We start from the raw sequence: 23,802 nt of genomic DNA on the forward strand, positions 1-23,802 counted from the left end.
CGAGCATAGGTCCGCGCCGGCCGCCGACCTCAGCCGTTCGACCAGGTCCACCACCCACGTACGTGCAATGACGTACGCCGGTGGCACGGCGCCGCTCGCGCGGCGCCGCGTCCTGCTCAGCCGCTCAGATGTAGGTCTCGATCAACCCGGTCGGGGTCCCGCTGAACAGGCTCCAGCCCGCGGCCTCGCAGTGGTTGGTCGCGGGGCAGGAGACGCCGCGCAGCGTGGCGCCGGTCGCCCCCGGCGCCGCGGTCGCGGTCTGGCTGGCCCACCTCGTCCCGTCCCACTTGGCGGCCCACGGCTGCGGGCCGGGCGTGTTGCCCTCGCCGACCGCGTAGCACTCGGTGGTGGAGACGCAGGAGATCCCGTAGCCGACCGACTGGGTCGTCCCGGACGGCTTGGTCGGCAGGACGGGGCTCGTCCAGGTGCTGCCGTTCCAGATCTGGACGATCGCGTTGTGCGTGCCGCCGCCGTTGAGGTCGCCGGTGATCGCGCACCACCTCTCCGACCGGCAGCTGACGCCGTAGACCGGGTAGGACGTGGTCCCGACCGCCGGAGCGGCCAGTGTGCTCCAGGTGCCGGCGTCGTAGACCTCGACCAGCGCGGCCGAGCCCGACGACCCGACCGCCATGCACCAGTGGCCGCCGGTCGCCTTCTCGACGCAGGAGACGCCGTTGAGGACGGTGCCCGCGGGCGCGGACGCGTTGGTCCACGTCGAGAAGCTCGGCCCGCTGGCGGTCATCGCCAGCGTCGAGCTGGTGTTCTGGAAGCCGACGGCCATGCACCAGGCGCCGGCCGTGGGGTTCGTGCACGAGACCGCGTTGAAGCGGAACCTGCCGCCGGCGCTCGGGGTCTGCAGCGACCAGGTCGGCGTCGCGGGCTCCTGGGCCATCGCCTGCTGGCCGCCGCTGCTGGTGCCCCACTGGCCGACGGCCACGCACGTCGTCGTGGTCGTGACGCACGACGCGCCGAGGAACGCGCCGTTCTTCGGGCCGGGGTTGCGGACGACGGTGGATTGCGCCGTCCAGCCCGAGCCCGCGCCGATCTCGGCGTGCGCGCCGCCGACGCCGTTGAAGTCTTGGCCGACGGCCAGGCACGACGACGCCCCGGTCGCGCAGGAGATCCCGTTCAGGTTCTCGTTGGTGATGCCCGGCGGGAAGACGAGCGAGTGCGGCAGCCAGCCGACGGCCTGCGCCTGCATGGGCAGCGCGGCGAGGACGATCAGGGTCAGCGAGGTGAGGGCGAGGCGCAGGACCGTGCGTGCTGAGACGAGCATGGCCACGTATACCTTCGGCCGGTTGGAGAAGCAATGCTGATCGCTCCAAGTTGGCGGAAGTTGTGCGTTGCTCTGTTGACGGTTGGCCTAGAGGATCGTCGCGAAGGTGGAGGCGGCGGGTGGGAGGTGGCGTTCGCGGCGGTGGGCGAGGTGGATGGTGTGGGTGAGGTGCGCTGCTCGGAGGGGGAGGGCGATGATGGGTGGGCCGGGGCGGGCGGCGTCGGTGGTGGGGAGGAGGGTGATGCCGAGGCCGTGGGACACGAGCGCCCGGATGCGCGCTGTGTCGTTGGACTCGAGCGCGATCGACGGCGTGAAGCCTGCGGAGGCGGCCGCTTGCTCGAAGGTCTCGCGGATCGTGGCTCCGGGTGGGAAGGCGATGAAGGGCTCGGGCGCCAGGTCGCGGAGGCGGAGCCAGGAGCGGGAGGCGAGGCGGTGGTGGGGCGGGAGCACGACCTGGAGGGGCTCGCTGCTGAGGGGACGGAGCTCCAGGCCTGCGCGGGCGCGGTCCGGGATGCCGGAGATGATCGCCAGGTCCAGCTCGTCGCGACGGAGGCGATCGGCGAGGTCGACGCTCAGCGCCTCCTTCAACGACAACTCGACTGCTGCATGTTGCTCGTGGAACGCCGCCAGCGCCGCGGCGACGTCGAACGGCCCGGGCGTCAGCGTCACGCCGAGGGTGAGCCGGCCGCGCAGCAGCGCCGTCACGCCCTGGACGGCCGTGCGCGTCGCGTCGACCTCGTCGAGGATCCGGCGCGCATGCTGGACGACCTCGGCGCCGGTCGGCGTCAGCGACACGCGCCGCGACGTCCGGTCCACGAGCGGGACGCCGAGCTCGTCCTCCAGCTTCTGGATCTGCCGCGACAGCGCGGGCTGCGCGACGTTCCCGCGCGCCGCCGCGCGCGTGAAGCTCAGCTCTTCCGACAACAACACGAGGTACCGCAGCTGGTGAAGCTCCATTCCGACTCGGCATTGAATCAAGCCCAGCTATGTCTTGGACAGCAGCCGCGCCATGCGGGAGGGTGGCGCGATGGAGAGCCTGCTGTGGACCCCCAGCGCGGCGCGGGTCGCGGACGCCCAGATCACCGCGTTCGCCCGCTGGGTCCAGGAGACGCGGCAGGTCAAGGTGACCGAGTCCTACGACCAGCTCTGGGACTGGTCGGTCGGCGACATCGCCTCGTTCTGGGACGCGATCTGGGACTACTACGACGTCCAGAGCGACGGCCCGCGCACCCCCGTGCTGGCCGACGCGGCGATGCCCGGCGCCCGCTGGTACCCGGGCACGCGCCTCAACCACGCCGAGCACGTGTTCCGCGATCGCGACCCGGACGCGCTCGCCATCCAGTTCGCCTCCGAGCGCGCGGACGGCGTCCAGTCCTGGACGTGGGGCCGGCTGCACGACGAGACCGCGCGGATCGCCGGCGCGCTACGCGCCCTCGGCGTCCGGCGCGGCGACCGCGTCGCCGCCTACCTCCCGAACGCGCCCGAGACCGTGGCGGCGTTCCTGGCGACCGCGTCGCTGGGCGCGATCTGGTCGTCGGCCGCGCCCGAGTTCGGCGCCCGCGCGGTCGCCGACCGCTTCGCGCAGATCGAGCCGAAGGTGCTGCTCGCGGTCGACGGCTACCGCTACGGCGGCAGGGACTTCGACCGCCGCGACACGGTCGCGCAGCTGCGCGCCGGGATCCCGTCGATCGACCACACCATCATGGTCTCCCACCTCGGCCTCGACCTCCCGGACGGCGCGCTGGCGTGGGACGGCCTCGGCGCCGAGGGCGACGCGCCGCGCGACCTCGGCTTCACCCGCGTCCCCTTCGACCACCCGCTCTGGATCCTCTACTCCTCCGGCACCACCGGCCTGCCGAAGCCGATCGTCCACGGCCACGGCGGCGTCCTGCTCGAGCAGCTCAAGGTCATGCACCTGCACCTCGACGCCCGCCCCGGCGACCGCGTCTTCTGGTTCACGACGACCGGCTGGATGATGTGGAACTTCCTCGTCGGCGTGCTCCTCACCGAGGCGTCGATCGTCCTCTTCGACGGCAACCCCGGGACGCCGTCGCTCGACCGCCTCTGGGACCTCGCCGCCGAGGCCGGCGTCACGACCTTCGGGACCAGCGCGTCCTACCTTGGCGCCTGCATGAAGGCCGGCGTCGAGCCCCAGCAGGACGGCCGCGACCTCAGCAGGCTGCACGCCATCGGCTCGACCGGCTCGCCGCTCTCGCCCGACGGCTTCGCCTGGGTCTACGAGCAGCTCGGCGCCGACACCTGGCTGTTCTCCACCTCCGGCGGGACCGACGTCGTCAGCGCGTTCGTCGGCGGCGTCCCGACGCTGCCCGTCCACCGTGGCGAGCTGCAGGCGCGCGCGCTCGGCGCCGACCTCCAGGCGTGGTCGGAGGACGGCGAGCAACTCATAGGCGAAGTCGGCGAGCTCGTCCTGACCCAGCCGCTGCCCTCGATGCCCGTCGGCTTCTGGGGCGACGACGACGGCTCCCGCTACCGCGACGCGTACTTCCAGCACTACCCCGGCGTCTGGCGCCACGGCGACTGGATCGAGATCACGCCGCGCGGCACCGCGGTCATCCACGGGCGCAGCGACTCCACCATCAACCGCGGCGGCATCCGGATGGGGACGAGCGAGATCTACCGCGCGGTCCTCGCCGAGCCCGACGTGGTCGACGCCCTCGTCGTCGACGTCCCCGGCCGCGCCGGCTTCGACGACGGCTGGATGCCGTTGTTCCTGGTGTTGCGCGACGGCGTCACGCTCGACGACGACCTCCGCATCACCATCAAGCGCCGCATCCGCGCGGACTGCTCCCCGCGCCACGTCCCCAACGCGATCACCCAGGTCGCCGCGCTGCCGCGCACGCTCTCCGGCAAGACCCTCGAGGTCCCGGTCAAGCGCATCCTCATGGGCGAGCCGCCGGACCGCGTCGCCGCCCGCGACGCGCTCGCCAACCCGGAGGCGCTCGACGCCTTCGCCGCGCTGGCGGCGGCGCCGGCCTCCGCCTAGCGCCGCGCCGGCGCCTGCTCGCGCGGGTGGATCGGCCCGGACGCCTCGGCCAGCCGCCCGCCCGCGCGGCCCGCGCGCAGCGCGAGGATCTCGCCGAGCACGGCGACCGCCGTCTCCTCCGGCGTGCGCGCGCCGACGTCCAGCCCGCACGGCGCGCTGATCCGCGCCAGCTCGGCGTCGGTCACGCCCAGGTCGCGCAGGCGCTGCGCGCGCGCGGCGGCGGTGCGGCGCGAGCCGAGCGCGCCGATGTACCCGGCGCCCGTCTGCAAGGACGACAACAACGCCGGCTCGTCGAACTTCGGGTCGTGGGTCAGGACGAGCACCGCGTCGCGCGGCCCCAGCCGCGTGCGCGGGAGGTGCTCGCCCGGCCACGCGACGACGACCTCGGCGTGCTGCGTGAACCGCGGGCCGGCCGCGAACGCCGAGCGCGCGTCGACGATCGTCACGCGGTAGCCGATCAGCCCGGCGGCACGCGCCAGCGCGGCCGCGTAGTCGGTCGCGCCGAACAGGACCATCGACGGCGGCGTCGCGTGGCTGTGGATCGCCACCCGCAGCGCGCTGCCGAGCGTCTCGCCCGCGGCGCCGTAGCCGCGCAGCCCGGACCGGCCCTCGTCCAGGAACCCGCGCGCGTCGCGCGCGACGCCGTGGTCCAGCAGCGCGGTCACGCCGAACCCACCGACCACATCATCCTGCCCGACAACCGCCAGCCGCGCGCCCGCCTGTGGCCCGTCGAGCAGCAGCGCCAGCGCGGCCGGGACGCCGTCCTCCAGCGCGTCGGCGACCGCCTCCAACGGCGCCGCCTCGTCCAGCTCGCCGACCAGGACCCGGACCGTCCCACCGCACGCCAGGCCAACGCCTACAGCTTGCTCGTCGCTGATCCCGTACGTGACGACCCGCGCCCGCGCGCCGTCGCCGTCGCCGCCGTCCAGCACCGCGCGCGCCTCCTCGACCAGCGCCCCCTCGACGCACCCGCCGGTGACCGACCCCTCGATCGCGCCGCCCTCGGCGACCAGCAGCGTCGCGCCGAGCTCGAACGGCGCGCTGCCGACGACCTCGACCAGCGTCGCGGCAGCGACCCGCCGCCCCTCGGCCAGCCACGCCACCGCCGTCCGCACCGCGCGCGCGTCCATGCCGGCTACTTGCGGCCCGGGTCCGAGCCCGCCGGCTCCAGCGGCGTGTAGGAGTAGGCGATCCACTCCGCCAACGGCAGGTCGTCCAGCAGCGCCTCCAGCTCCGCGTTGTCCGCGGCCACGTAGAGCCCGATGACGTGCAGCGGCGGGTCGTCGCCGGCCGCGGCGTCCGCCGCCTCGAGCGGGCGCCAGACCCGCAGCGCGTGCCCGCGCTCGGCCAGCTCGGCGACCGCGTCGGCCTCCGCCGTCAGCAGCTCGGTCCGCCGCTCGGCGGGCATGTCGGCCGGGAACGTGATCAGGAAGTCGATGAGGTACTCCATGGCGTCCTGCATCTTCCCGGTGTTGGCGTGCGGACGCGAAAGTCTTCAGTCCAACTGTACAGTTGCTACTGTAGATGTCATGGACGCAGCACACATCGCGCGGGAGCTTCGGATCGGCCTCAGCCGGCTGCGCCGCAAGCTGCGCGAGGTCTCGAGCCTCGACGAGCTGACGCCGTCGCAGACGAGCGTGCTCTCGCGGCTGATGGACGGGCCGAAGGGCACGAGCGACCTCGCGGTGCTGGAGGGCGTCCGGCCGCAGTCGATGGCCGCGACCGTCGCCGCGCTCGAGGAGCGCGGGTACGTCACACGCAGCCAGGACCCGGAGGACGGGCGGCGCCAGCTGCTCGCGCTGACCGACGAGGCGCACGCCTACGTCGCCGACAACCGCTCGGTGCGGGAGTCGTGGCTGGCGGCCGCGCTGAAGGAGCGCTACACCGCCGAGGAGCGCGCGAAGATCGCCGAGGCGCTGAAGCTCTTGGAGCGGTTGACCGACCGATGAGCGCCGCCGCGCCACCCGCACCGGCGACGACGCCGAAGGCCGCGTTCGACCGCAGGCTGATCGTCCCGATGATCGTCGGCGCGATCTTCAACCCCATCAACTCGTCGATCATCGCGGTGTCCCTGGTCCCGATCGGGCACGCGTTCGGCGCGCCGGTCAGCCAGACCGTGTGGCTCGTCTCCGCGCTCTACCTCGCGACCGCGATCGGCCAGCCGGTCGTCGGCCGCCTCGTCGACGCGTTCGGGCCGCGCCCGCTCTACCTCGGCGGCTCCGCGCTGATGGTCCTCGGCGGCCTGCTCGGGACGGTGGCGCCGTCGCTCGGCGTCCTGATCGCCGCCCGCGTCCTGCTCGGCTTCGGGACCTGCTCCGGCTACCCGGCCGCGATGTACCTGATCCGCTCCGAGGCGCGCCGCACCGGCCAGGACTCGCCCGCGGGCGTGCTGACGACGCTCTCGATCTCGACCCAGACGATCTCGGTGATCGGCCCGTCGCTCGGCGGCCTGCTGATCGCGATCGGAGGGTGGCGGTCGACCATCGCCATCAACATCCCGCTCGGCCTGCTCGGCATCGCGCTCGGCCTGCTGCTGCTGCCCAGGCACACGCGCACGGTCGACGCGGACGAGCAGCAACATGGCTTCGACGTCCCCGGCATCGCGCTGTTCGCCGCCGCGCTGACCGCGCTGCTGCTGTTCCTGATGAACATCGACCTCGACCACACGTACCTGCTCGCGATCGCCGCGGCCCTCGGAGCCGCCTTCGCGGTCCGCGAGCTGCGCGTCACCCACACCGACCCGTTCATCGACCTGCGCGTCCTCTCCGGCAACGGCCCGCTGCTGGCCACCTACGCCCGGACGATCCTGACGATGATCATCTCCTACGCCTTCCTCTACGGCTTCACCCAGTGGCTGGAGGACGGCCGCGGCCTCTCGGCCTCGGCGGCGGGCCTGATCCTGCTCCCGATGTTCGCCACCGGGATCGTCGTCGCCGCCCTCACCGGCCGCCGCCAGGCGGTCCGCGGCAAGCTCGTGGTCGGGAGCATCTGCCAGCTCATCGCGATCATCCTGCTCTTCGCCCTCGACGGGAACAGCCCGCTGTGGCTGCCGATCCTGATCGCGCTGATCCTCGGGATCCCGCAGGGCCTCAACAACCTCGCCAACCAGAACGCCCTCTACTTCCAGGCCGAGCCCGAGCGCATCGCCGCCTCCGCCGGCCTCAGCCGCACCTTCGGCTACCTCGGTGCGATCGCCGCCTCGGCGGCCACCGGCGCGTTCTTCGGCGCGACCGCCGACACGTCCGGCCTGCACCACCTCGCGCTCTTCCTCGTCGGCGTCGCCGTGCTCTTCCTGATCATCACGCTCGCCGACCGCTCGCTGTCGCTCCTCACCAAGACCAAGGACCAGAACTCATGCCCGTGACCCAGCTGGATCCCCAGACCGCCCTCGTCGTCATCGACCTGCAGACCGGCATCGTCGGGATGGATGGGCTCGCGCCGAACAGCGCCGCCGACGTCATCGCCCGCTCCGCCGAGCTGATCGGCGCCTTCCGCGCCCGCGACCTCCCGGTCGTGCTCGTCAACGTCAACGCCCAGCCGCCCGGCCGCACCGAGATCCCGCCGCGCTTCCAGGGCGAGATCCCGGAGGAGTGGACGCGCCTGGTCGGCGAGCTCGACGTGCAGCCGTCCGACATCCTCGTCACCAAGCGCTCACGCGGCGCGTTCGCGACGACCGACCTCGAGCAGCAGCTGCGCGACCGCGGCGTCACGCAGATCGTGCTGACCGGCATCTCGACCAGCGCCGGCGTCGAGTCGACCGCGCGCGAGGCCCACGAGCGCGGCCTCAACGTCACGCTCGCGACCGACGCCACGACCGACAGCAGCGCCGACGCCTATGCCTACAGCCTGGCCAACACCTACCCGAAGATCTCGGAGACCGGGACGACCGCCGAGATCCTCGCGCTGCTGCCGCCCGCCTAGCGGACGGTGAACGCCACGGTGACCGCCCTGCCGCCGGCCGGGGTGAGCGTCAGCTCGTACCTGCCCTTGGGCAACGACCCCAACTTGACGACGACCGACCTGGTGTCCTTGACGGTCGACCCGATGGCCTTGCCGTAGCCGGCGTAGCGCTTGCACGTCGCGCCGGAGCACCTGCTCCCGCGCGCGAGCCGGACGGTGACCCTCGCCGCCCGGGAGAGGGCGAAGGCGACCGTCGTCGCGCGCCGCCCGTGCGACCGCTTCCTGGCGATCGCGACCTTCGGGCGGGCCGCGAACGCCGGCGCGGCGAGGACGGGGCCGGCCGGCGGCGCGTTGACCGAGGGCGTCGTGAGCGGCGCCGCGGGCGGCGCCGGCGTCACGGTCGTGCTGGTCGTCGTCGAAGTTGTCGTTGTCGTCGTAGCGGTCGAGGTGGTGGTGCCGGTCGGCGTCGTGTCCGGTGGCGTGGTCCCGCCCGGCAGCGTGAACGTCCGGTCCTCGCCGGTCTCGGCGACGACGCCGCTCTCGCGGATCGCCTCGACGCGCGCGTGGTACGTGACGCCCGGCACGAGCCCGTCGGCCGCCTTCAGCGTCGCCGTCTCGCTCACCGGCGCGGTCCCGGACCCGACGTCCTGCGTCGCGGTCGCGTGCCCGTACGCGGTCGACGTGCCCCACACGAACCGCAGCCCGGTCGCGCGGCCCGCCGGGTTGACGCTGCCCGCCAGCTGCGCGCTGTCGGTGCCGAGCGCGCTCGCCGCGGTCGTCGTCGCCACCGGGACCTCCGCCGGCGAGCACGCGATGCCCGGCGCGTTCAGGCCCCAGGCCTCCAGCGTCCCGCTGTCCGGAACGTTGCTGTCGGTGATCGACAGCGTCCACGAGCCCGCCAGCGGATGGCCGTCGAACGCCGACAGGGCGCCGACCGGCCGCACGCTCCCGGTGACCGGACCGCTCCCGGTCTCCGACACCGGGCTCGCCGCCTCGTCGTCGAAGGTCAAGCCCTCCAGGTCGTGCGCCGACCAGTTGTAGTTGGAGGGGGCGAACAGCGTCACGTTCACGCCGTCGTGGATCAGCCTGATCGACAGGTCGCCGAGCCACGTGTGCAGCAGCTCGTCGATCCGGACGTTGACGTCGGTCACGTTGCCGGACGCGCTCACGGAGATCCCGGACGTCACCGTCCGCATGTCCGGGATCGCGACGCGCGTCGCGGAGCCCGCGCCGGTCTCGACCCACACCGGCGTCGTCACGGTGCCGCCGTCGGCGCCCGGCGCGGTCGCCGTCAGGCTCGTCTTGACGCCCGCGCCGCACGTGCTCGGCAGCCTCACGCTCAAGGCGGAGGTGTTGCTCGCGCTGCGCGCCTGGCCCAGCGTCGGCCACGTCGCGCTGCCGTCCACGACCGTCCCGCCGCCGCTGACCGCGGTCAGCGTCCCGGTGATCCCGGTCTCGTCGGTCAGCGCCGCGCCGGTCAGCGGCTGGGCGATCCGGACGGTCTCGCCCGGCTCGACGATCCCGTCGTTGTCCCCGCCCGGGTACGGGTCGGACACGGTCGCGCTGCCCGGGACCCTCAGGCCTGCGGGCAGGTTGTAGGCCTCGTGCGGCGCGAGGTCGGCGGCGCCCGCGCTGCTCGTGGAGGCGCCGTAGCCCATCCCGCGCGCGGCGAACGCGCGCCAGACGTCGTCGTAGTAGTCGTCGGCCGCGCCCGGCGCGCTGCGGATCGCGACCGCCTCGCGCAGGATCGCGTCGCGCTCGTCCAACATGGAGGGGTTGGCGGGGGAGAGGCGCAGGCCGCCGGTCACCAGCGTCAGCGCGGCGTTCGAGCCGACCGCCGTGCGCAGGTCCCACAGCGTCTCGGCGAACACCTCGCTGCCGTTGTGCGGGCTGGAGTTGTTGGTGTGGGCGATGTCGCCGTAGGTGTAGCCGCCCAGGACCGGCTGGCCCGCGTAGCCGTTGCACGCGGCGGTCGCGCCGGCCGGGTCGACCGGGCAGTCGATCGGCTTGGCGCGAATGCCGCCCGCGCCGACGACGTAGTCGCCGAGCGTGACCTGGGCCGGCGCGGACGTGTCGGTGATCCGGCCGAGGCTGACGAGGTGGTCCAAGGCGTAGAAGTCGCTCCACGCCTCGCCCATCATCGTGGCCTGGCCGGAGTACAGCTCGCTGGCACCGGACGGCGTGACGACGAGGCGGTTGCTGAGGCCGTGGCCGTACTCGTGCCAGACGACGTCGGCGACGTCGGCGCCGTTGACGTCCCTCGTGTCCCACAGGTACATCTGCATCCGGCCCGGCGTGCCGTCGGGCGGCGTGGCGAAGTTCGCGTTGTTGCGCAGGTTGATGTCGTTGGTGGTGTTGCCGCCGTCGTCGACCTCGACCTGCACGTAGTCGTTGCCCACGCCGACGCCCGCGGGGTTGTCGCGCTGGAAGTTGCCCGACGCCGCGTCGAAGCCGATCGGGGCCGCGGCGAGGTGGTCGTGGTACTGGTTGACCAACACATGGGCGTTGGTCGCCGCCTGGTTCAGGTTGGTGGACTCGGTCGCCGTCCTGTCCGCGTCCGAGTTCCACGTGCAGCCGGACACCGGGCACGGGCCCGCGCCCGGGAACGTGTGCGAGGCGGTGTAGAGCCAGTCGTAGCCGCCGTCGCTCTGCCCGCTGGCCGGGATCTGCGTCGTGCCCGCCGACTCCAGGCCCGGCGCGGGGTTCGCCTCGTCACGGTCGCCGTAGGTGCGCGCGTTGGCGCCCCACAGCCGCGTGCCGCCGGCGTTGTCGTCGTACCACGAGGCCGGCATCGTGACGCCGACCGCCGCGCCGGCATCCGGGTCCTTGGGGTAGACGTTGGCCTGGCCGAGGTCGTCGGTGACCGACGTGCGCGTCAGGACCGCGCCGCTGCTCGCATCGACGAGCACGTTGTACATCGTGTCGCCCGCGCCGTCGGCGGTGACGCTCCAGGCCAGCCGCGGCCCGTCGGCGGCGGTGTCGGTCCACTGCAGCCGCGCGCTCTCGCCGGTCGTGAAGTCCGCGCTGTCGTGCGACGACGCGGTCAGCCCCGGCGCCAGGCCGGAGCCGTGCGCGGCCTGGCGCGCGGTGCCGAGCGAGGCGGTCGCGCCGATGGCGGCGCGCGTGGTGTCCAGCGCGGCGTCCGCCACCGCGTGGCCGGTGACCTCGATCAGCCGCCCGTCGCGCGTGACGTGCGCGTTGAGGCCCGAGTCGTAGGACTCGACCCCGTCGAGGACCTGGTCGTAGCGCAGGTGGGTGATGCCGTCCGGGCTGGTCGACCTCGCGACGAGCTGCAGCGTGTCGACGTCGTCGCCGTCGAGGCCGAAGCTCCCCGCGTGCGCGCGCACGTAGCCGAGCGCGATCGACTCCGGCGACGCGTTCGACGGCCCGGTCAGCAGCCCGTCGGCGGGCGCGGCCTTCACGGCCTCGACGTCGCGCGCGACCTCCGCGCCGCGGCGGTCGAGGTGCGGCAGCGCGTCGTCGGCCGACGCGACCACCGGCGCCACCGCGCACGTCATCGCCACAGCCATCCCTGCCGTCACCGCGCCCAGGCGGCCCCATCCGTGTCGCACCACCGCGCGCGTTCCTCTCCGTCTCGATCGGTCGCGCAATGTATCGGTGCATCGGCGCTTTGGCGATAGCGCGCCTGTACGAGATCTGTACATCTGGCGCGCTGGCCTGCACGGAGTACGTACGTCTGCGGACGCACGCTGTGTGCATGGACATCATCGCCATCCTCCTGCTCGTCGCGACGTTCGCGTCGCTGGCGGGTCTGATCGAGCTTCTGGACCGCGTATGAGGGGCTCGGACCTGTTCGGCCTGATCGTGTGCGTGCTCGTGCTCGCCTACCTCCTCTACGCGCTGCTGCGCGGGGAGCGGTTCTAGCGATGGGCCAGGGAACGCTGCAGATCGTCGTCTTCTTCGCGGTCGTCGTCGCCGTCGCGCCGTTCTTCGGCGCCTACATGGCGCGCGTCTTCTCCGACGAGCGCGTCTTCCTGACGCCCGTCGTCGCACCGGTCGAGCGCCTGCTCTACCGCCTCTTCCGGGTGGACCCCGAGCAGGAGCAGGACTGGAAGGCCTATGCCAAGTCCTTGGTCATCGTCTCGGTCCTCTTCGCGCTGCTGCTGTACGTCATCCTGCGCACGCAGGGGATCCACCCGTTCAACCCCGAGGGCTTCAGGTCCGGGACGTGGGACGTGTCGTTCAACACGGCCTCCTCGTTCCTGACCAACACCAACTGGCAGTTCTACGGCGGGGAGACGACGATGTCGTACTTCTCGCAGATGGCCGGCCTGGCCGTCCAGAACTTCGTCTCGGCCGCAGTTGGCATCGCGGTGCTCGTCGCGCTGATCCGCGGTATCACTGCCCGCCACGGCAACGGGTCGCTGGGCAACTTCTACAAGGACCTGACCCGGATCATCCTGTACATCCTGGTCCCGCTGTCGGTCGTCGCGACGATCGTCCTGGTCAGCCAGGGCGTCATCCAGACGCTCGGCGGGACGACCGGCGACATCGCCCGCGGGCCGGTGGCCTCGCAGGAGGCGATCAAGATGATCGGGACCAACGGCGGCGGGTTCTTCAACGTGAACTCGGCCTATCCGTTCGAGAACCCGACGGCGTTCAGCAACTTCGTCGAGATGTTCCTCATCATGTTGATCCCGGCGTCGCTGCCGTTCGCCTTCGGCCGGATGGTGGGCAACCGCCGCCAGGGCTGGGTGATCTTCGGCGCGATGTCGTTCCTGTTCGTGATCAGCGTCGCGGTCGTCTACGCCGCCGAGCAGCACGGCACGCCCGCGCAGCACCTGGCGGGTCTGAACACCGGGCACATCGCGGGCTCGACCGGCGGCAACCTCGAGGGCAAGGAGCAGCGCTTCGGCGTCGCCTCGACCTCGCTGTTCACGGCGATCACGACCGTGATCTCCTGTGGCGCGGTCAACGGCGCGTTCCAATCGCTGACCGGCCTCGGCGGCCTGGTCCCGATGGTCAACCTGGGGTACTCGGAGTCCGTCTTCGGCGGCGTCGGGACCGGGTTGTACATGATGCTGCTGTTCGTCCTGCTGGCCGTGTTCATCGGCGGCCTGATGGTCGGGCGCACGCCGGAGTACCTGGGCAAGAAGATCGAGCCCAAGGACGTCAAGCTGGTGACGATCGGCGCGTTGTTCACCGCCTTGATCGTGCTGGTGCTCACGGCGCTGGCGGTGTCGACCAAGTACGGCGGCCCGTCGATCTACGCCTCCGGTCCGCAGGGCTTCAGCGAGACGTTCTACGCCTACCTGTCGCAGGCCAACAACAACGGCTCGGCCTTCGCCGGCTACACCGGCTACCTGCAGCCCAACGCGCCCGGCAACGTCGGCGCCCACGGCATCACGTTCGCCGACATCATGGGCGGCTTCGCGATGCTCTTCGGCCGCTTCGTGCCGATCCTCGCGGTGCTCGCCGTGGGCGGTGGGCTGGCCAAGAAGAAGGTCTCACCGGTCGGCCTCGGCACGCTGCGCACCGACACGCCGACGTTCGGCGTCCTGCTGGTCGGCGTCGTGGTGCTGATCGGCGCCCTGACGTTCCTGCCGGCCTTCCTGCTGGGCCCGATCGTCCAGTCCCTCACGACCAACCTCTTCTAGAACATCATGTTGACCAAGGACCTCATCCGCGGCTCGCTGGTGGTCGTCGTGCTCACCGTCCTGCTGGGTCTCGCATACCCGCTGGCCATGACCGGGATCGCGCAGGTCGCGTTCTCCGGCAAGGCCAACGGCTCGCTGATCAAGCAGGACGGCAAGGTCGTCGGCTCCACGCTGCTCGGCCAGGCCAGGAAGGGCAAGGGCTACTTCGTGCCCCGCCCGTCGGCCACCGACTACAGCGCGTCCGTCACCTACTTCGGCAACCACGGCCCGAACCAGAACAGCACCATGTACCTGACGCGTCAGAACCTCGACGCCTACATCAAGCGCGAGCAGCCCTATGACAACGGGCTGACCGCCAAGCAGGTCCCGGTGGATGCCGCGACGTTCAGCGCGTCGGGCGTCGACCCGGACATCTCGAAGGCCAACGCCGCGATCCAGGCGCATCGCGTCGCTGCGGTGCGCCACCTCCCGCTCGACCAAGTCCATGCCCTTGTCAAGAACTACACCGACGGCCGCGGCCTCGGCGTCTTCGGCGAGCCGGGCGTGAACGTGACCGAGCTCAACCGCGCCCTCGACCAGGTGACTCGATGACCCTCAGCCGTTCCGTCGTCCTCGACTCGTTCCGCAAGCTCGACCCGCGGATCCAGGTCCGCAACCCGGTCATGTTCGTGGTCGAGATCGGGGCGGTCATCGCGACCGGCGCCGGCATCGCCGGCTCGTCGGACCCGCGCTGGTTCACGTTCACGGTCGCGGTCTGGCTGTGGCTGACGGTCGTCTTCGCCAACCTCGCCGAGGCGCTGGCCGAGGGCCGCGGCAAGGCGCAGGCCGACGCGCTGCGCGCGATGCGCAGCGACACGGTGGCGCGGATGCAGGACGGCTCCGAGCGACCGGCGGCCGAGCTGCACCGCGGCGACATGGTCGTCGTCGAGGCCGGCGAGGCGATCCCCGGTGACGGCACCGTCACGGAGGGGATCGCCACGGTCGACGAGTCGGCGATCACGGGCGAGTCGGCGCCGGTCATCCGCGAGTCGGGCGGCGACCGCAGCGCGGTCACCGGCGGCACGCGCGTGCTGAGCGACCGCATCGTCGTGGAGATCACGGCCGAGCCCGGGCAGTCGTTCCTGGACCGGATGATCGCGCTGGTCGAGGGCGCCGAGCGGCGCAAGACGCCGAACGAGATCGCGCTGAACATCCTGCTCGCGGGGCTGACGATCGTCTTCCTGGTCGTCGTCGCGACGCTGCTGCCGTTCGCGCGCTTCGCCGGTGGCGACATCTCGCTGACCACCGAGATCGCGTTGTTGGTGGCGTTGATCCCGACGACGATCGGGGCGCTGCTGAGCGCGATCGGCATCGCGGGCATGGACCGCCTCGTCCGGCGCAACGTCCTTGCCCTGAGCGGCCGCGCGGTCGAGGCGTCCGGCGACGTGGACGTCCTGCTGCTGGACAAGACCGGCACGATCACGCTCGGCAACCGCCAGGCCGCGGAGTTCGTCCCGATGCCGGGCGTGACCGAGACCCAGCTCGCCGAGGCGGCGCAGTTGTCGTCCTTGGCCGACGAGACGCCCGAGGGCCGCTCGATCGTCGTGCTCGCCAAGTCGTTCGGGATCCGCGAGCGCACGCTCGCGCCGCACGAGGCCGAGTTCGTCCCGTTCACCGCGCAGACGCGCATGAGCGGCATCGACTACGACGGCACGCGACTGCGCAAGGGCGCGGCCGACTCGGTGATCGCGTTCGCCGAGGCCGAGGGCGGCAAGGTGCCGGACGAGCTGCGCGGCGTCGTCGAGCGGATCGCCCGCGAGGGCGGCACGCCGCTGGCCGTCGCCCGCGACTCGCAGGTGCTCGGCGTCGTGTACCTGAAGGACACCGTCAAGGAGGGCATGGCCGCTCGCTTCGAGCAGCTGCGGGCGATGGGCATCCGCACCGTCATGGTCACCGGCGACAACCGGCTGACCGCGGCGAAGATCGCCGAGGAGGCGGGGGTCGACGACTTCCTGGCCGAGGCGACGCCGGAGCGCAAGATGGAGCTGATCAAGGCCGAGCAGGCCGAGGGCCGGCTGGTCGCGATGACCGGCGACGGCACCAACGACGCGCCCGCGCTGGCCCAGGCCGACGTCGGCGTGGCGATGAACACCGGCACCCAGGCGGCCCGCGAGGCGGGCAACATGGTGGACCTGGACAGCAACCCGACGAAGCTCATCGAGATCGTCGAGGTCGGCAAGCAGCTCCTGATCACGCGCGGAGCGCTGACCACGTTCTCGATCGCCAACGACGTCGCGAAGTACTTCGCGATCCTGCCGGCGATCTTCGTGGGGCTGTACGCCGCGCACGGCCAGTCGTCCGGCCCGCTCGACGCGTTGAACATCATGTCGCTCGGGTCGCCGCAGTCGGCGATCATCTCGGCGATCGTGTTCAACGCGGTGGTGATCCCGATGCTGGTGCCGATCGCGCTGCGCGGCGTCGCCTACAAGGCGGTCGGCGCGACCGCGCTGCTGCGGCGCAACCTGCTGGTCTACGGCCTCGGCGGGCTGGTCGCTCCGTTCGTCGGGATCAAGTTGATCGACCTCGTCGTCCACAACATCCTGGGCGCGTGATGGACGACGCCCGCGGTCATCTCAAGGTGTTCCTGGGCATGGCCGCGGGCGTCGGCAAGACCGTCCGCATGCTCGACGAGGGCCGCGTCGAGCTGGAGGCGGGACGCGACGTCGTGATCGGGCTCCTGGAGACCCACGGCCGCGAGCTGACCGAGGCGCGCGCCGCGGGGCTGGAGCGGCTGCCGCGGCGGCGCGTCACCTACCGCGGCACGACGTTCAACGATCTGGACCTCCCGGCGGTCCTGGCGCGCAGGCCGGAGCTGTGCCTGATCGACGAGCTCGCGCACACCAATGCGCCGGGGCTGGACCACGGCAAGCGCTATGAGGACGTCGAGACGATCCTGGCGGCGGGCATCGACGTGCTGTCGACCATGAACATCCAGCACCTGGAGTCGCTGAACGACACGGTCGCCGAGCTGTCGGGCGTCCGGGTGCGCGAGACGGTCCCCGACAGCGTGCTGCGGCGGGCCGACGAGATCGTGCTGGTCGACGTCACGCCCGAGGCGCTGCTGGACCGGCTGCGCGCGGGCAAGATCTACCCGACGGCGCGGATCGACGCGGCGCTGAGCAACTTCTTCAAGATCGAGAACCTCAACGCGCTGCGCGAGACCGCGCTGCGCCAGGTCGCCGAGAACGTCGAGGCGCGGCGCGTCGAGCCGCTCGACCAGGACGTCGCCCAGGCGGTGGGGGAGCGGCTGCTGGCGCTGATCGAGCCCTACCCGGGCGCGCAGCGGCTGGTCCGGCGCGCGTGGCGGTCGGCCCAGCGGCTGGGCGCGCCGCTGGACCTGCTGTGGGTCGCGCCGCCCGGCGACGCGGGGCCCGAGGGCGAGGAGGGCGCGTCGCTGCACGCGCTGCGCCAGCTCGCGTCGGTGCTCGGCGCGGTGCTGCTGGTCGAGGAGGGCGACGACGTCGCCGCGACGACCGCGCGCGTCGCGGCCGAGCGCGGCATCACCTACATCCTGCTCGGGGCCTCACGGCCGCCGCGGGGGCTGGCGCGCCTGCGCGAGCCGCTCCCGACGCGGCTCGTGCGGCTGGTGCCGGGCGTCGACGTCCGCATCGTGGCGGACCGGACCCGCATGCGCGGGCGGAAGGGAGCGAGATGATGATCTTGGTGCTGGTCCTCGTGGCCGCGGCGGCCGGCCTCGTGCTGGGGCGGCTGCGGGCACCGCGGCGCGTGGCGCAGCGGGCCGCGCGGCCGCAGACGGTGCGGCGGATCCTGCTGCCGTTCACGGGGCCGTCGATCTCGCGGCGCGCGTTCGACGCGGCGGTCCGGCTGGCGCGCGCCGAGAACGCGACGCTGATGCCGTGCTACCTGGCGACGGTGCCGCTGAACCTGCCCCTCGACGCCGCGCTGCCGGCGCAGTGCCTGCGCGCGATGCCGCTGCTGGAGACGATCGAGCAGCGCGCGATCGACCAGGACGTCGCGATCGACGGTCGGATCGTCCGCGGCCGCACGTACCGCGACGCGCTGCGCCGGATCCTCGAGGACGAGCACTTCGATCGCGTGATCGTCTCTGCCGAACATCAGAACGGCCGCACGTTCAGCGGCGACGACCTCGTCTGGCTGCTGGACCGCGCCGACGCCGAGGTCCTGATCCTGCGCCCCGCGCCGGAGGACCACGCCGCGGTCGCCGCCGCGGTGGCCGGGCACTTCTAGCCGCGCACGAGCGTGAAAGGGCGATCCTCGGGTAGGTTCGGAGCCGAGGTCCCAACGCCTTGGCCACGCTCCTCTACCGACTCGGGCGCGCCTGCGCGCAACGGCGGCGCCTGGTGGTCGCCGCGTGGCTCGTCGTGCTGGTCGCGATCGGGATCGCCGCCGCCACGCTGAAGGGCACGACCGACGACGGCTTCTCCGTTCCCGGGACCGAGGCGCAGCGCGCGATCGACCTGCTGGACCAGAAGTTCCCGGGCACCGGCGGCGCGACCGCGCGCGTCGTGTTCGCCGCGCCCAGGGGCCACACGCTCGACGAGCCCCAGTACCAGAGGCTCCTGGACCCGACGCTGGCGCTCGTGCGCAGGGTCCCGCAGACCGTGCCGGGGACGGGCGCGCAGGGCGCTGCGAACAGGCTCGTCGTCAGCAGGGACAGGAGGATCGGGTTCGGGGACATCAACTTCACGGTCCCGGTCGCCGACGTCTCCGACAGCACCAAGGACGCGCTGGAGAAGGTCGCCGAGCCCGCGCGCGCCGCGGGGCTGGAGGTCGAGTTCTCCGGCGGCATCGTCGCCACCGGCTCCGGCAAGCAGGGCAACACGGAGGCGATCGGCATCATCGTCGCGTTCGTCGTCCTGATGGTGACCTTCGGCGCGCTGAGCTCCGCGATCCTGCCGCTGGCCACCGCGATCATGGGCGTCGCGATCGGCCTGCTGACGCTGACCGCCGCGACCGGGATCTTCACGCTCTCCTCGACCGCGCCGACGCTGGCCACCATGTTGGGGCTGGCCGTCGGGATCGACTACGCGTTGTTCATCGTGTCGCGCCACCGCCAGCAGGTCGCGGCCGGGACCGAGGTCAACGAGTCGATCGGCCACGCGGTCGCGACCGCCGGATCCGCGGTTGTCTTCGCGGGCCTGACCGTCGTGATCGCGCTCGTCGGCCTGCTGATCACCGGGATCCCGTTCCTGTCGGCGATGGGCCTCGGCGCCGCGTTCACCGTCGTCGTCGCGGTGCTGATCGCGCTGACGCTGCTGCCCGCGCTGCTCGGCTTCGTCGGCGCGCGCGCCGCGAAGGGCCGCCACCCCGGCGGCGCGCACATGCCGTTCGGCGAGCGCTGGGCGACGTGGGTGACGTCGCACCCGTGGCCGGTGATGCTCGGCGTGATCGTCGTGCTGCTGCTCGCCGCCGTGCCCGCGTTGAGGCTCGACCTCGGCCTCCCGGACGCCGGGACCAAGCCCAAGGCCGACACGCAGCGCAAGGCCTATGACCTGCTGACCGAGGGCTTCGGCCCCGGCTTCAACGGCCCGCTGACCGTCGTCCTCGACGCGTCCGACAGCAAGGACTACAAGCAGGTCGGCGCGCAGGCGACCAGGGCGCTCGGGCAGTTCAGGGACGTCGCGGTCGCCTCGCCCGCGGTGTCCAACAGCACCGGGAAGGTCTCGATCGTCTCCGTCACGCCCGCGTCCGGGCCGTCGACCGACGCGACCAAGGACCTGGTGAAGTCGATCCGCGCGCAGGCCAAGCTCGTGCGCGACAGGTACAAGGTCGACATCCTGGTCACGGGCCCGACCGCGATCAACATCGACGTCAGCGACAAGCTGGCGAGCGCGCTCCCGCCGTTCCTGATCTTCATCGTCGGCCTCGCGCTGTTGTTGTTGCTGTTGGTCTTCCGCAGCATCCTGGTCCCGATCAAGGCCGTGCTCGGGTTCCTGTTCACGATCGCCGCGGCGCTGGGCGGGGTCGTCTTCATCTTCGAGCAGGGCCACCTGCAGAGCCTGCTCGGCGTCGCCGCCAAGGCGCCGGTCCTCAGCTTCCTGCCGGTGCTGATGATCGCGATCCTCTTCGGGCTCGCGATGGACTACCAGGTGTTCCTGGTCACCCGCGTACGCGAGGCGTACGTCCACAACAACGAGCCGATCCCCGCGGTCCGCGAGGGCTTCCGCGCGAGCGCGCGCGTCGTCACCGCCGCGGCGCTGATCATGATCAGCGTGTTCTCCGGCTTCATCATCGGCGACGACCCGATCATCAAGTCGATCGGCTTCGCGCTCGCCTTCGGCGTCCTGGTCGACGCGTTCTTCGTCCGCATGACCCTGGTCCCGGCCGTGCTCGCGCTGCTCGGCCGCAGCGCGTGGTGGCTGCCGGGCTGGCTCCAGAAGCACCTGCCCGACCTCGACATCGAGGGCGCGCGGCTCGAGGCGCCCGCGCCCGCGGAGCCCGCTGCGCCTACAGCGGCGGCGGAGAGTCCACGCAGATGAGCCGCAGCGGCGCGTCGGCGCTGGCGTTGCGGAACAGGTGCGGGCGGTCGGCGCGGTAGTAGGCGCTGTCGCCCGCGCGCAGCTCCTGCGGCTCGGCGCCGTCGATCTCCAGCACTAGCGTGCCGTCGAGCACGTGGACGAACTCCTCGCCCGCGTGATGGCCGCGCTCGGCCAGCGACGAGCCGGACTCCAGCTCCAGCAGCATCGGCAACATGGTGCGGTTGGTCCCGGACGCGAGCAGGTACATCGTCGTGCCCTCCTCGGGCGAGCGCAGCTGGCGCTCGGCGCCCGCGCGGACGACGTCCGGATCCCCGTCGGCGCCGGTGGGGAGGAGGTCGGTGATCGAGATCCCGTAGTAGTCGACGAGTCGCGTCAGCCGGCCGATCGTGATGTCGCTGCGCCCGTTCTCGACCAGCGAGAGGAACGACGCGGAGATGCCGGTCTCACGCGCCACGTCGCCGAGCGAGACGCGGCGCGCACCGCGCAGCGCCCGCAACTGGGCGCCGAGGAACTCCTGCTGGCTCGGTGAATCGGCGGTCTCGCTCATCCCGGGCGCCACTGTAACTCAGACGACCTGCAGCTCGGGGGTGAGCTGGCCGTCGGCGAAGCGCGACGGCGACAGCGGCTTCATGGTGTCCTCGATCCTGCCCGCGACGACGCCGTCGGCGATGACGCGCCCGATCGTCGGCGCCATCATCAGCCCGCGGCCGTTCAGGCCCGCGGCGACGAACAGCCCGTCGTGGCCGTCGATCGCGCCGACGACCGGCTGGCGGTCCGGGGTCACGTCGTAGAAGCCCTCGACCAGGACCGGGAACGACACGTACTCGAGGATCGGCAGCGTCGCGGTGATCGCGCGGCGCACGTTGGAGTGCCAGTCCTCCTTGCCCTCGCCGGGCCGCGAGCCCGCGCCGAGGTCGCTGGCCAGGACCGAGCCGTCGGCCAGCTGCTTGGCGGCGAAGTGCGCCTCGGGCACGATCACCAGCGGCTCGAGCAGGCGCTCGCGGATCGGGTCGGAGTAGAAGAGGTAGCGCGGCTCACGCGTGATCGGCAGCTCGGCGCCGAGCGGCGTCAGCAGCTCCGGCGTGTCCCACGCGGCGGCCACGACGACGGCGCCGGCACGCGTGGTCTCGCCGCCGCGCAGTGAAAGCTTCCAGCCCTCGCCGTCGCGGGCGATCGCCTCGACGCGGCGGTCGTGGAACGTCGCGCCGCCACGCTTGGCGGCGTCGGCGAACGCGCCGACGACCGCGAGCGGGCGGTCGAAGTAGCCGTCCTGGTCGCACCACACGCCGCCGACGATCCCGGAGGTGTCCAGCCCCTCGACGACCTCGCCCGCTTCATCCGGCGTGACCTCGCGCGACGGGATCCCGAGCCGGTGCTGCAGCGCCAGCCGCTGGCGCTGCGCGGCCAGCTCCTCCTCGCCGCGTGCGACGAACAGGTACCCGCACGCCGTAAGCTTGGGGTCAACCGCGGGCGTCAGCCGGTCCCCGATGTCGCTGTAGAAGGCGTAGGCCTCGAGGGCCATCCGGCAGGCGACCTCGGTACCCCACTGCTGCCGGACCCCACCCGGCTGCACGGCCGTCGCGCCGGACCCGATGCCCGTGCCGTCGAACGCGGCGACGCGGAGCCCGCGTTCGGTCAGGTGCCAGGCCGCGGAGAGGCCCGTGATGCCGGCTCCGACGATCGCGACGTCGACGATCTCCGGGACCGACTCATTCAAAGAACTGGACATTCTGGCCAGCATATTGAAAGAATGGCTCCAGGCCCACCCCCGGGTCGTACGAACATCGAGGCGCCTCGGCGCTCGGAGGAGCAGCACGCACATGCAGAGGAAGAGGCTTGGCAAGAGCGTCGGAGCGATCGCCCTCATCGGCGCGCTCGGCGCGGCCGGCTGCGGCGGGAGCGCGTCGACGAGCCCGTCCGGCTCGACCGGCGGCAGCACCACGAAGGCCGCGAGCGGCGCGCCGACCGGCACGCTGGTCGTCGACAACTCGTTCGTCGACAAGGGCATCGACCCCGGCCACGAGTTCACCCCGACCAACAACATGCTGGTCAAGGCGATGTACGACACGCTCGTGACCTTCGAGCCCGGCAAGACCGAACCGGTCCCGGACCTCGCCGCGTCCTGGAAGGGCACCAAGGACGCCAAGTCCTTCACGTTCACGCTGGCCGACCCGACGTTCTCCGACGGCACGCCGGTCACCAGCGCCGACGTCAAGTTCTCGCTCGACCGCCTCGTCAACCTGCAGAGCAGCGGCGCGTTCCTGCTCGACGGCGTCACCGTCACGGCGCCCGACGCCAGGACCGTGGTCGTCACGTCCAAGAAGGCCAACCCGGCGCTGCTGCGCATCCTCGCGACGCCGCCGACGTCGATCCTGAACTCGAAGGTCCTGAAGGCCCACGGCGGCACCGACGCCAAGGACGCCAACAAGGCCGACAAGGCCGAGGCCTACCTGCAGACGGCGTCGGCCGGCTCGGGCCCGTACGTCCTGGGCACCGCCCAGCAGAACCAGCAGTACACGCTCAACGCCAACCCCAGGTACTGGGGTGACGCCAAGGGCTTCCCGAAGGTCGTGGTCCGCAACATGGCCGCGCCGACGCAGCTGCTCAACGTCCAGCGCGGCTCGAACGAGATCGCGCTCGACCTGTCCGGCCAGCAGGCCGGGACGCTGAAGTCCAACGGGTCGCTGCAGGTGACGACGGACGCCTCCGTCAACATCTTCGACGTGGAGGCCAACTGGGACAGCTCGGTCTCGCCGACCGGCGATCCGGCGGTGCGCAAGGCGATCCGCCTCGCGCTCGACTACGCCGGCTACGCGCGCCTGTCGGGCGCCGGCGCCGCGCAGGCCCCGGGCGTGATCCCGTCGCAGTTCCTCGGCGCGCTGTCCCAGGACGACGCGGTCAAGCAGGACCTCGACGCCGCGAAGGCCGCGCTGGGCGGCAGGACGGGCATCAAGCTGAAGATCGGCTACCCGTCGGACGCGACGCCCAACGGCGTGTCGTTCGCCTCGGTCGCGCAGAAGGTCAAGTCCGACCTCGGCAAGATCGGCATCGACGTCACGCTCGACGGCAGCCCCGCGGTCACGTTCCTGAAGAACTACGCCGCCGGCAAGAACCAGCTGAGCGTGTCGTACTGGGGCCCGGACTACCCGGACCCCAACGACTACCTCGTCTACGCGCCGGGCGCGCCGGGCACGAGCCGCGCGGCCGACAACAAGTGGACCAAGGACGCGGCGCCGGAGATCGCGGCGCTGGGCGCCAAGGCCGGGAGCACCCTGGACGACACCGAGCGCGGCTCGCTGTTCCAGGACTTCCAGCGCAAGCTCAACGAGGACAGCCCGTTCTTCCCGCTGTTCCAGCCCGCGCAGGCGATCGTCGGCTCCAAGAGCCTGTCGAACGTCGTGCTCGATCCGACGTACACCCTCAACATCCCGGCCGTTGGCAGCAACTGAGACAACGGCCTTGCCGGCACCGGCGCGGGCGCGGCGTAAGCCGCGCTCGCACCGG

Annotated in this window: 19 protein-coding genes; 12 read left to right on the forward strand and 7 right to left on the reverse strand. The window is 72.1% G+C overall.

The genetic code is table 11. The features are described 5' to 3' along the window. Positions 1 to 124: 124 nt before the first annotated feature. Both H030_RS0116640 and H030_RS32845 read right to left on the reverse strand, forming a co-directional pair. Positions 125 to 1,276: a hypothetical protein gene (locus H030_RS0116640; protein WP_155892101.1), complete on the reverse strand. Its 1,152-nt coding sequence runs from the start codon at positions 1,274 to 1,276 to the stop codon at positions 125 to 127. Positions 1,277 to 1,363: 87 nt separating this feature from the next. After that, on the reverse strand, positions 1,364 to 2,233 hold the full coding sequence (locus H030_RS32845) for a LysR family transcriptional regulator (protein ID WP_035127850.1): 870 nt from the start codon (positions 2,231 to 2,233) through the stop codon (positions 1,364 to 1,366). Positions 2,234 to 2,303: 70 nt separating this feature from the next. Here H030_RS32845 and H030_RS0116650 point away from each other — a divergent pair, with 70 nt between their 5' ends. Next, positions 2,304 to 4,280, forward strand: a complete 1,977-nt coding sequence (locus tag H030_RS0116650; RefSeq protein WP_231398462.1) for an acetoacetate--CoA ligase — start codon at positions 2,304 to 2,306, stop codon at positions 4,278 to 4,280. On the opposite strand, the gene H030_RS0116655 is transcribed toward H030_RS0116650, so the two are convergent. Beyond that, a complete protein-coding gene (locus H030_RS0116655; RefSeq protein ID WP_035127852.1) occupies positions 4,277 to 5,410 on the reverse strand; it encodes an XdhC family protein in 1,134 nt (377 codons plus the stop codon). The two genes, H030_RS0116650 and H030_RS0116655, sit on opposite strands and share 4 nt — an antisense overlap. 5 nt (positions 5,411 to 5,415) lie before the next feature. Then, positions 5,416 to 5,730: a muconolactone Delta-isomerase family protein gene (locus H030_RS32850; protein ID WP_035127854.1), complete on the reverse strand. Its 315-nt coding sequence runs from the start codon at positions 5,728 to 5,730 to the stop codon at positions 5,416 to 5,418. A 79-nt stretch (positions 5,731 to 5,809) separates the two neighbouring features. Here H030_RS32850 and H030_RS0116665 point away from each other — a divergent pair, with 79 nt between their 5' ends. The 3 genes from H030_RS0116665 to H030_RS0116675 are packed head-to-tail and all read left to right on the forward strand — an operon-like array spanning position 5,810 to position 8,201. Further along, complete coding sequence (locus H030_RS0116665) at positions 5,810 to 6,229, forward strand: MarR family winged helix-turn-helix transcriptional regulator (RefSeq protein WP_027006946.1); 420 nt, start codon at positions 5,810 to 5,812, stop codon at positions 6,227 to 6,229. Continuing rightward, positions 6,226 to 7,644: an MFS transporter gene (locus H030_RS0116670; RefSeq protein WP_027006947.1), complete on the forward strand. Its 1,419-nt coding sequence runs from the start codon at positions 6,226 to 6,228 to the stop codon at positions 7,642 to 7,644. The genes H030_RS0116665 and H030_RS0116670 overlap by 4 nt, the downstream gene beginning before the upstream one ends. Continuing rightward, positions 7,635 to 8,201: an isochorismatase family protein gene (locus H030_RS0116675; RefSeq protein ID WP_027006948.1), complete on the forward strand. Its 567-nt coding sequence runs from the start codon at positions 7,635 to 7,637 to the stop codon at positions 8,199 to 8,201. The genes H030_RS0116670 and H030_RS0116675 overlap by 10 nt, the downstream gene beginning before the upstream one ends. Here H030_RS0116675 and H030_RS0116680 read toward each other — a convergent pair. Then, positions 8,198 to 11,698 carry a M36 family metallopeptidase gene (locus tag H030_RS0116680; RefSeq protein ID WP_027006949.1) on the reverse strand — a complete coding sequence of 1,167 codons (3,501 nt, stop codon included), beginning with the start codon at positions 11,696 to 11,698 and terminating at the stop codon, positions 8,198 to 8,200. The genes H030_RS0116675 and H030_RS0116680 overlap by 4 nt on opposite strands. 277 nt (positions 11,699 to 11,975) lie before the next feature. Here H030_RS0116680 and H030_RS39155 point away from each other — a divergent pair, with 277 nt between their 5' ends. Genes H030_RS39155 through H030_RS0116720 form a run of 7 tightly spaced genes read left to right on the forward strand, consistent with a single transcriptional unit; the run spans position 11,976 to position 20,298 of the window. Then, the gene (locus H030_RS39155) at positions 11,976 to 12,065 is read left to right on the forward strand and encodes a potassium-transporting ATPase subunit F (protein WP_155892102.1); all 90 of its coding nucleotides are present in this window, start codon (positions 11,976 to 11,978) and stop codon (positions 12,063 to 12,065) included. A 2-nt stretch (positions 12,066 to 12,067) separates the two neighbouring features. Continuing rightward, complete coding sequence (gene kdpA / locus H030_RS0116695; protein WP_027006951.1) at positions 12,068 to 13,798, forward strand: potassium-transporting ATPase subunit KdpA; 1,731 nt, start codon at positions 12,068 to 12,070, stop codon at positions 13,796 to 13,798. Between the two features lie 6 nt (positions 13,799 to 13,804). Then, on the forward strand, positions 13,805 to 14,389 hold the full coding sequence (gene kdpC / locus H030_RS0116700) for a K(+)-transporting ATPase subunit C (RefSeq protein ID WP_035127856.1): 585 nt from the start codon (positions 13,805 to 13,807) through the stop codon (positions 14,387 to 14,389). After that, positions 14,386 to 16,389 carry a potassium-transporting ATPase subunit KdpB gene (gene kdpB, locus H030_RS32855; protein ID WP_035127858.1) on the forward strand — a complete coding sequence of 668 codons (2,004 nt, stop codon included), beginning with the start codon at positions 14,386 to 14,388 and terminating at the stop codon, positions 16,387 to 16,389. Before kdpC ends, kdpB begins: the two co-directional genes overlap by 4 nt. Then, positions 16,389 to 17,492 carry a histidine kinase gene (locus tag H030_RS0116710; RefSeq protein ID WP_027006953.1) on the forward strand — a complete coding sequence of 368 codons (1,104 nt, stop codon included), beginning with the start codon at positions 16,389 to 16,391 and terminating at the stop codon, positions 17,490 to 17,492. Before kdpB ends, H030_RS0116710 begins: the two co-directional genes overlap by 1 nt. Next, on the forward strand, positions 17,492 to 18,046 hold the full coding sequence (locus H030_RS0116715) for a universal stress protein (RefSeq protein ID WP_027006954.1): 555 nt from the start codon (positions 17,492 to 17,494) through the stop codon (positions 18,044 to 18,046). Before H030_RS0116710 ends, H030_RS0116715 begins: the two co-directional genes overlap by 1 nt. Positions 18,047 to 18,105: 59 nt before the next feature. After that, positions 18,106 to 20,298: an MMPL family transporter gene (locus tag H030_RS0116720; RefSeq protein ID WP_027006955.1), complete on the forward strand. Its 2,193-nt coding sequence runs from the start codon at positions 18,106 to 18,108 to the stop codon at positions 20,296 to 20,298. On the opposite strand, the gene H030_RS32860 is transcribed toward H030_RS0116720, so the two are convergent. Further along, positions 20,267 to 20,845, reverse strand: a complete 579-nt coding sequence (locus H030_RS32860) for a helix-turn-helix domain-containing protein (RefSeq protein WP_051222928.1) — start codon at positions 20,843 to 20,845, stop codon at positions 20,267 to 20,269. The two genes, H030_RS0116720 and H030_RS32860, sit on opposite strands and share 32 nt — an antisense overlap. An 18-nt stretch (positions 20,846 to 20,863) precedes the next feature. Next, positions 20,864 to 22,027 carry an NAD(P)/FAD-dependent oxidoreductase gene (locus H030_RS0116730; RefSeq protein WP_196809161.1) on the reverse strand — a complete coding sequence of 388 codons (1,164 nt, stop codon included), beginning with the start codon at positions 22,025 to 22,027 and terminating at the stop codon, positions 20,864 to 20,866. 91 nt (positions 22,028 to 22,118) lie between these two features. On the opposite strand from H030_RS0116730, the gene H030_RS0116735 reads away from it, so the two are divergent. Further along, entirely contained in the window at positions 22,119 to 23,747 is a 1,629-nt protein-coding gene (locus tag H030_RS0116735; RefSeq protein ID WP_027006957.1) for an ABC transporter substrate-binding protein, read from the forward strand. The last annotated feature ends 55 nt before the right edge of the window (positions 23,748 to 23,802 follow it).

This window comes from Conexibacter woesei Iso977N, from assembly GCF_000424625.1.
In the GTDB taxonomy this organism is placed as follows: domain Bacteria; phylum Actinomycetota; class Thermoleophilia; order Solirubrobacterales; family Solirubrobacteraceae; genus Baekduia; species Baekduia woesei_A.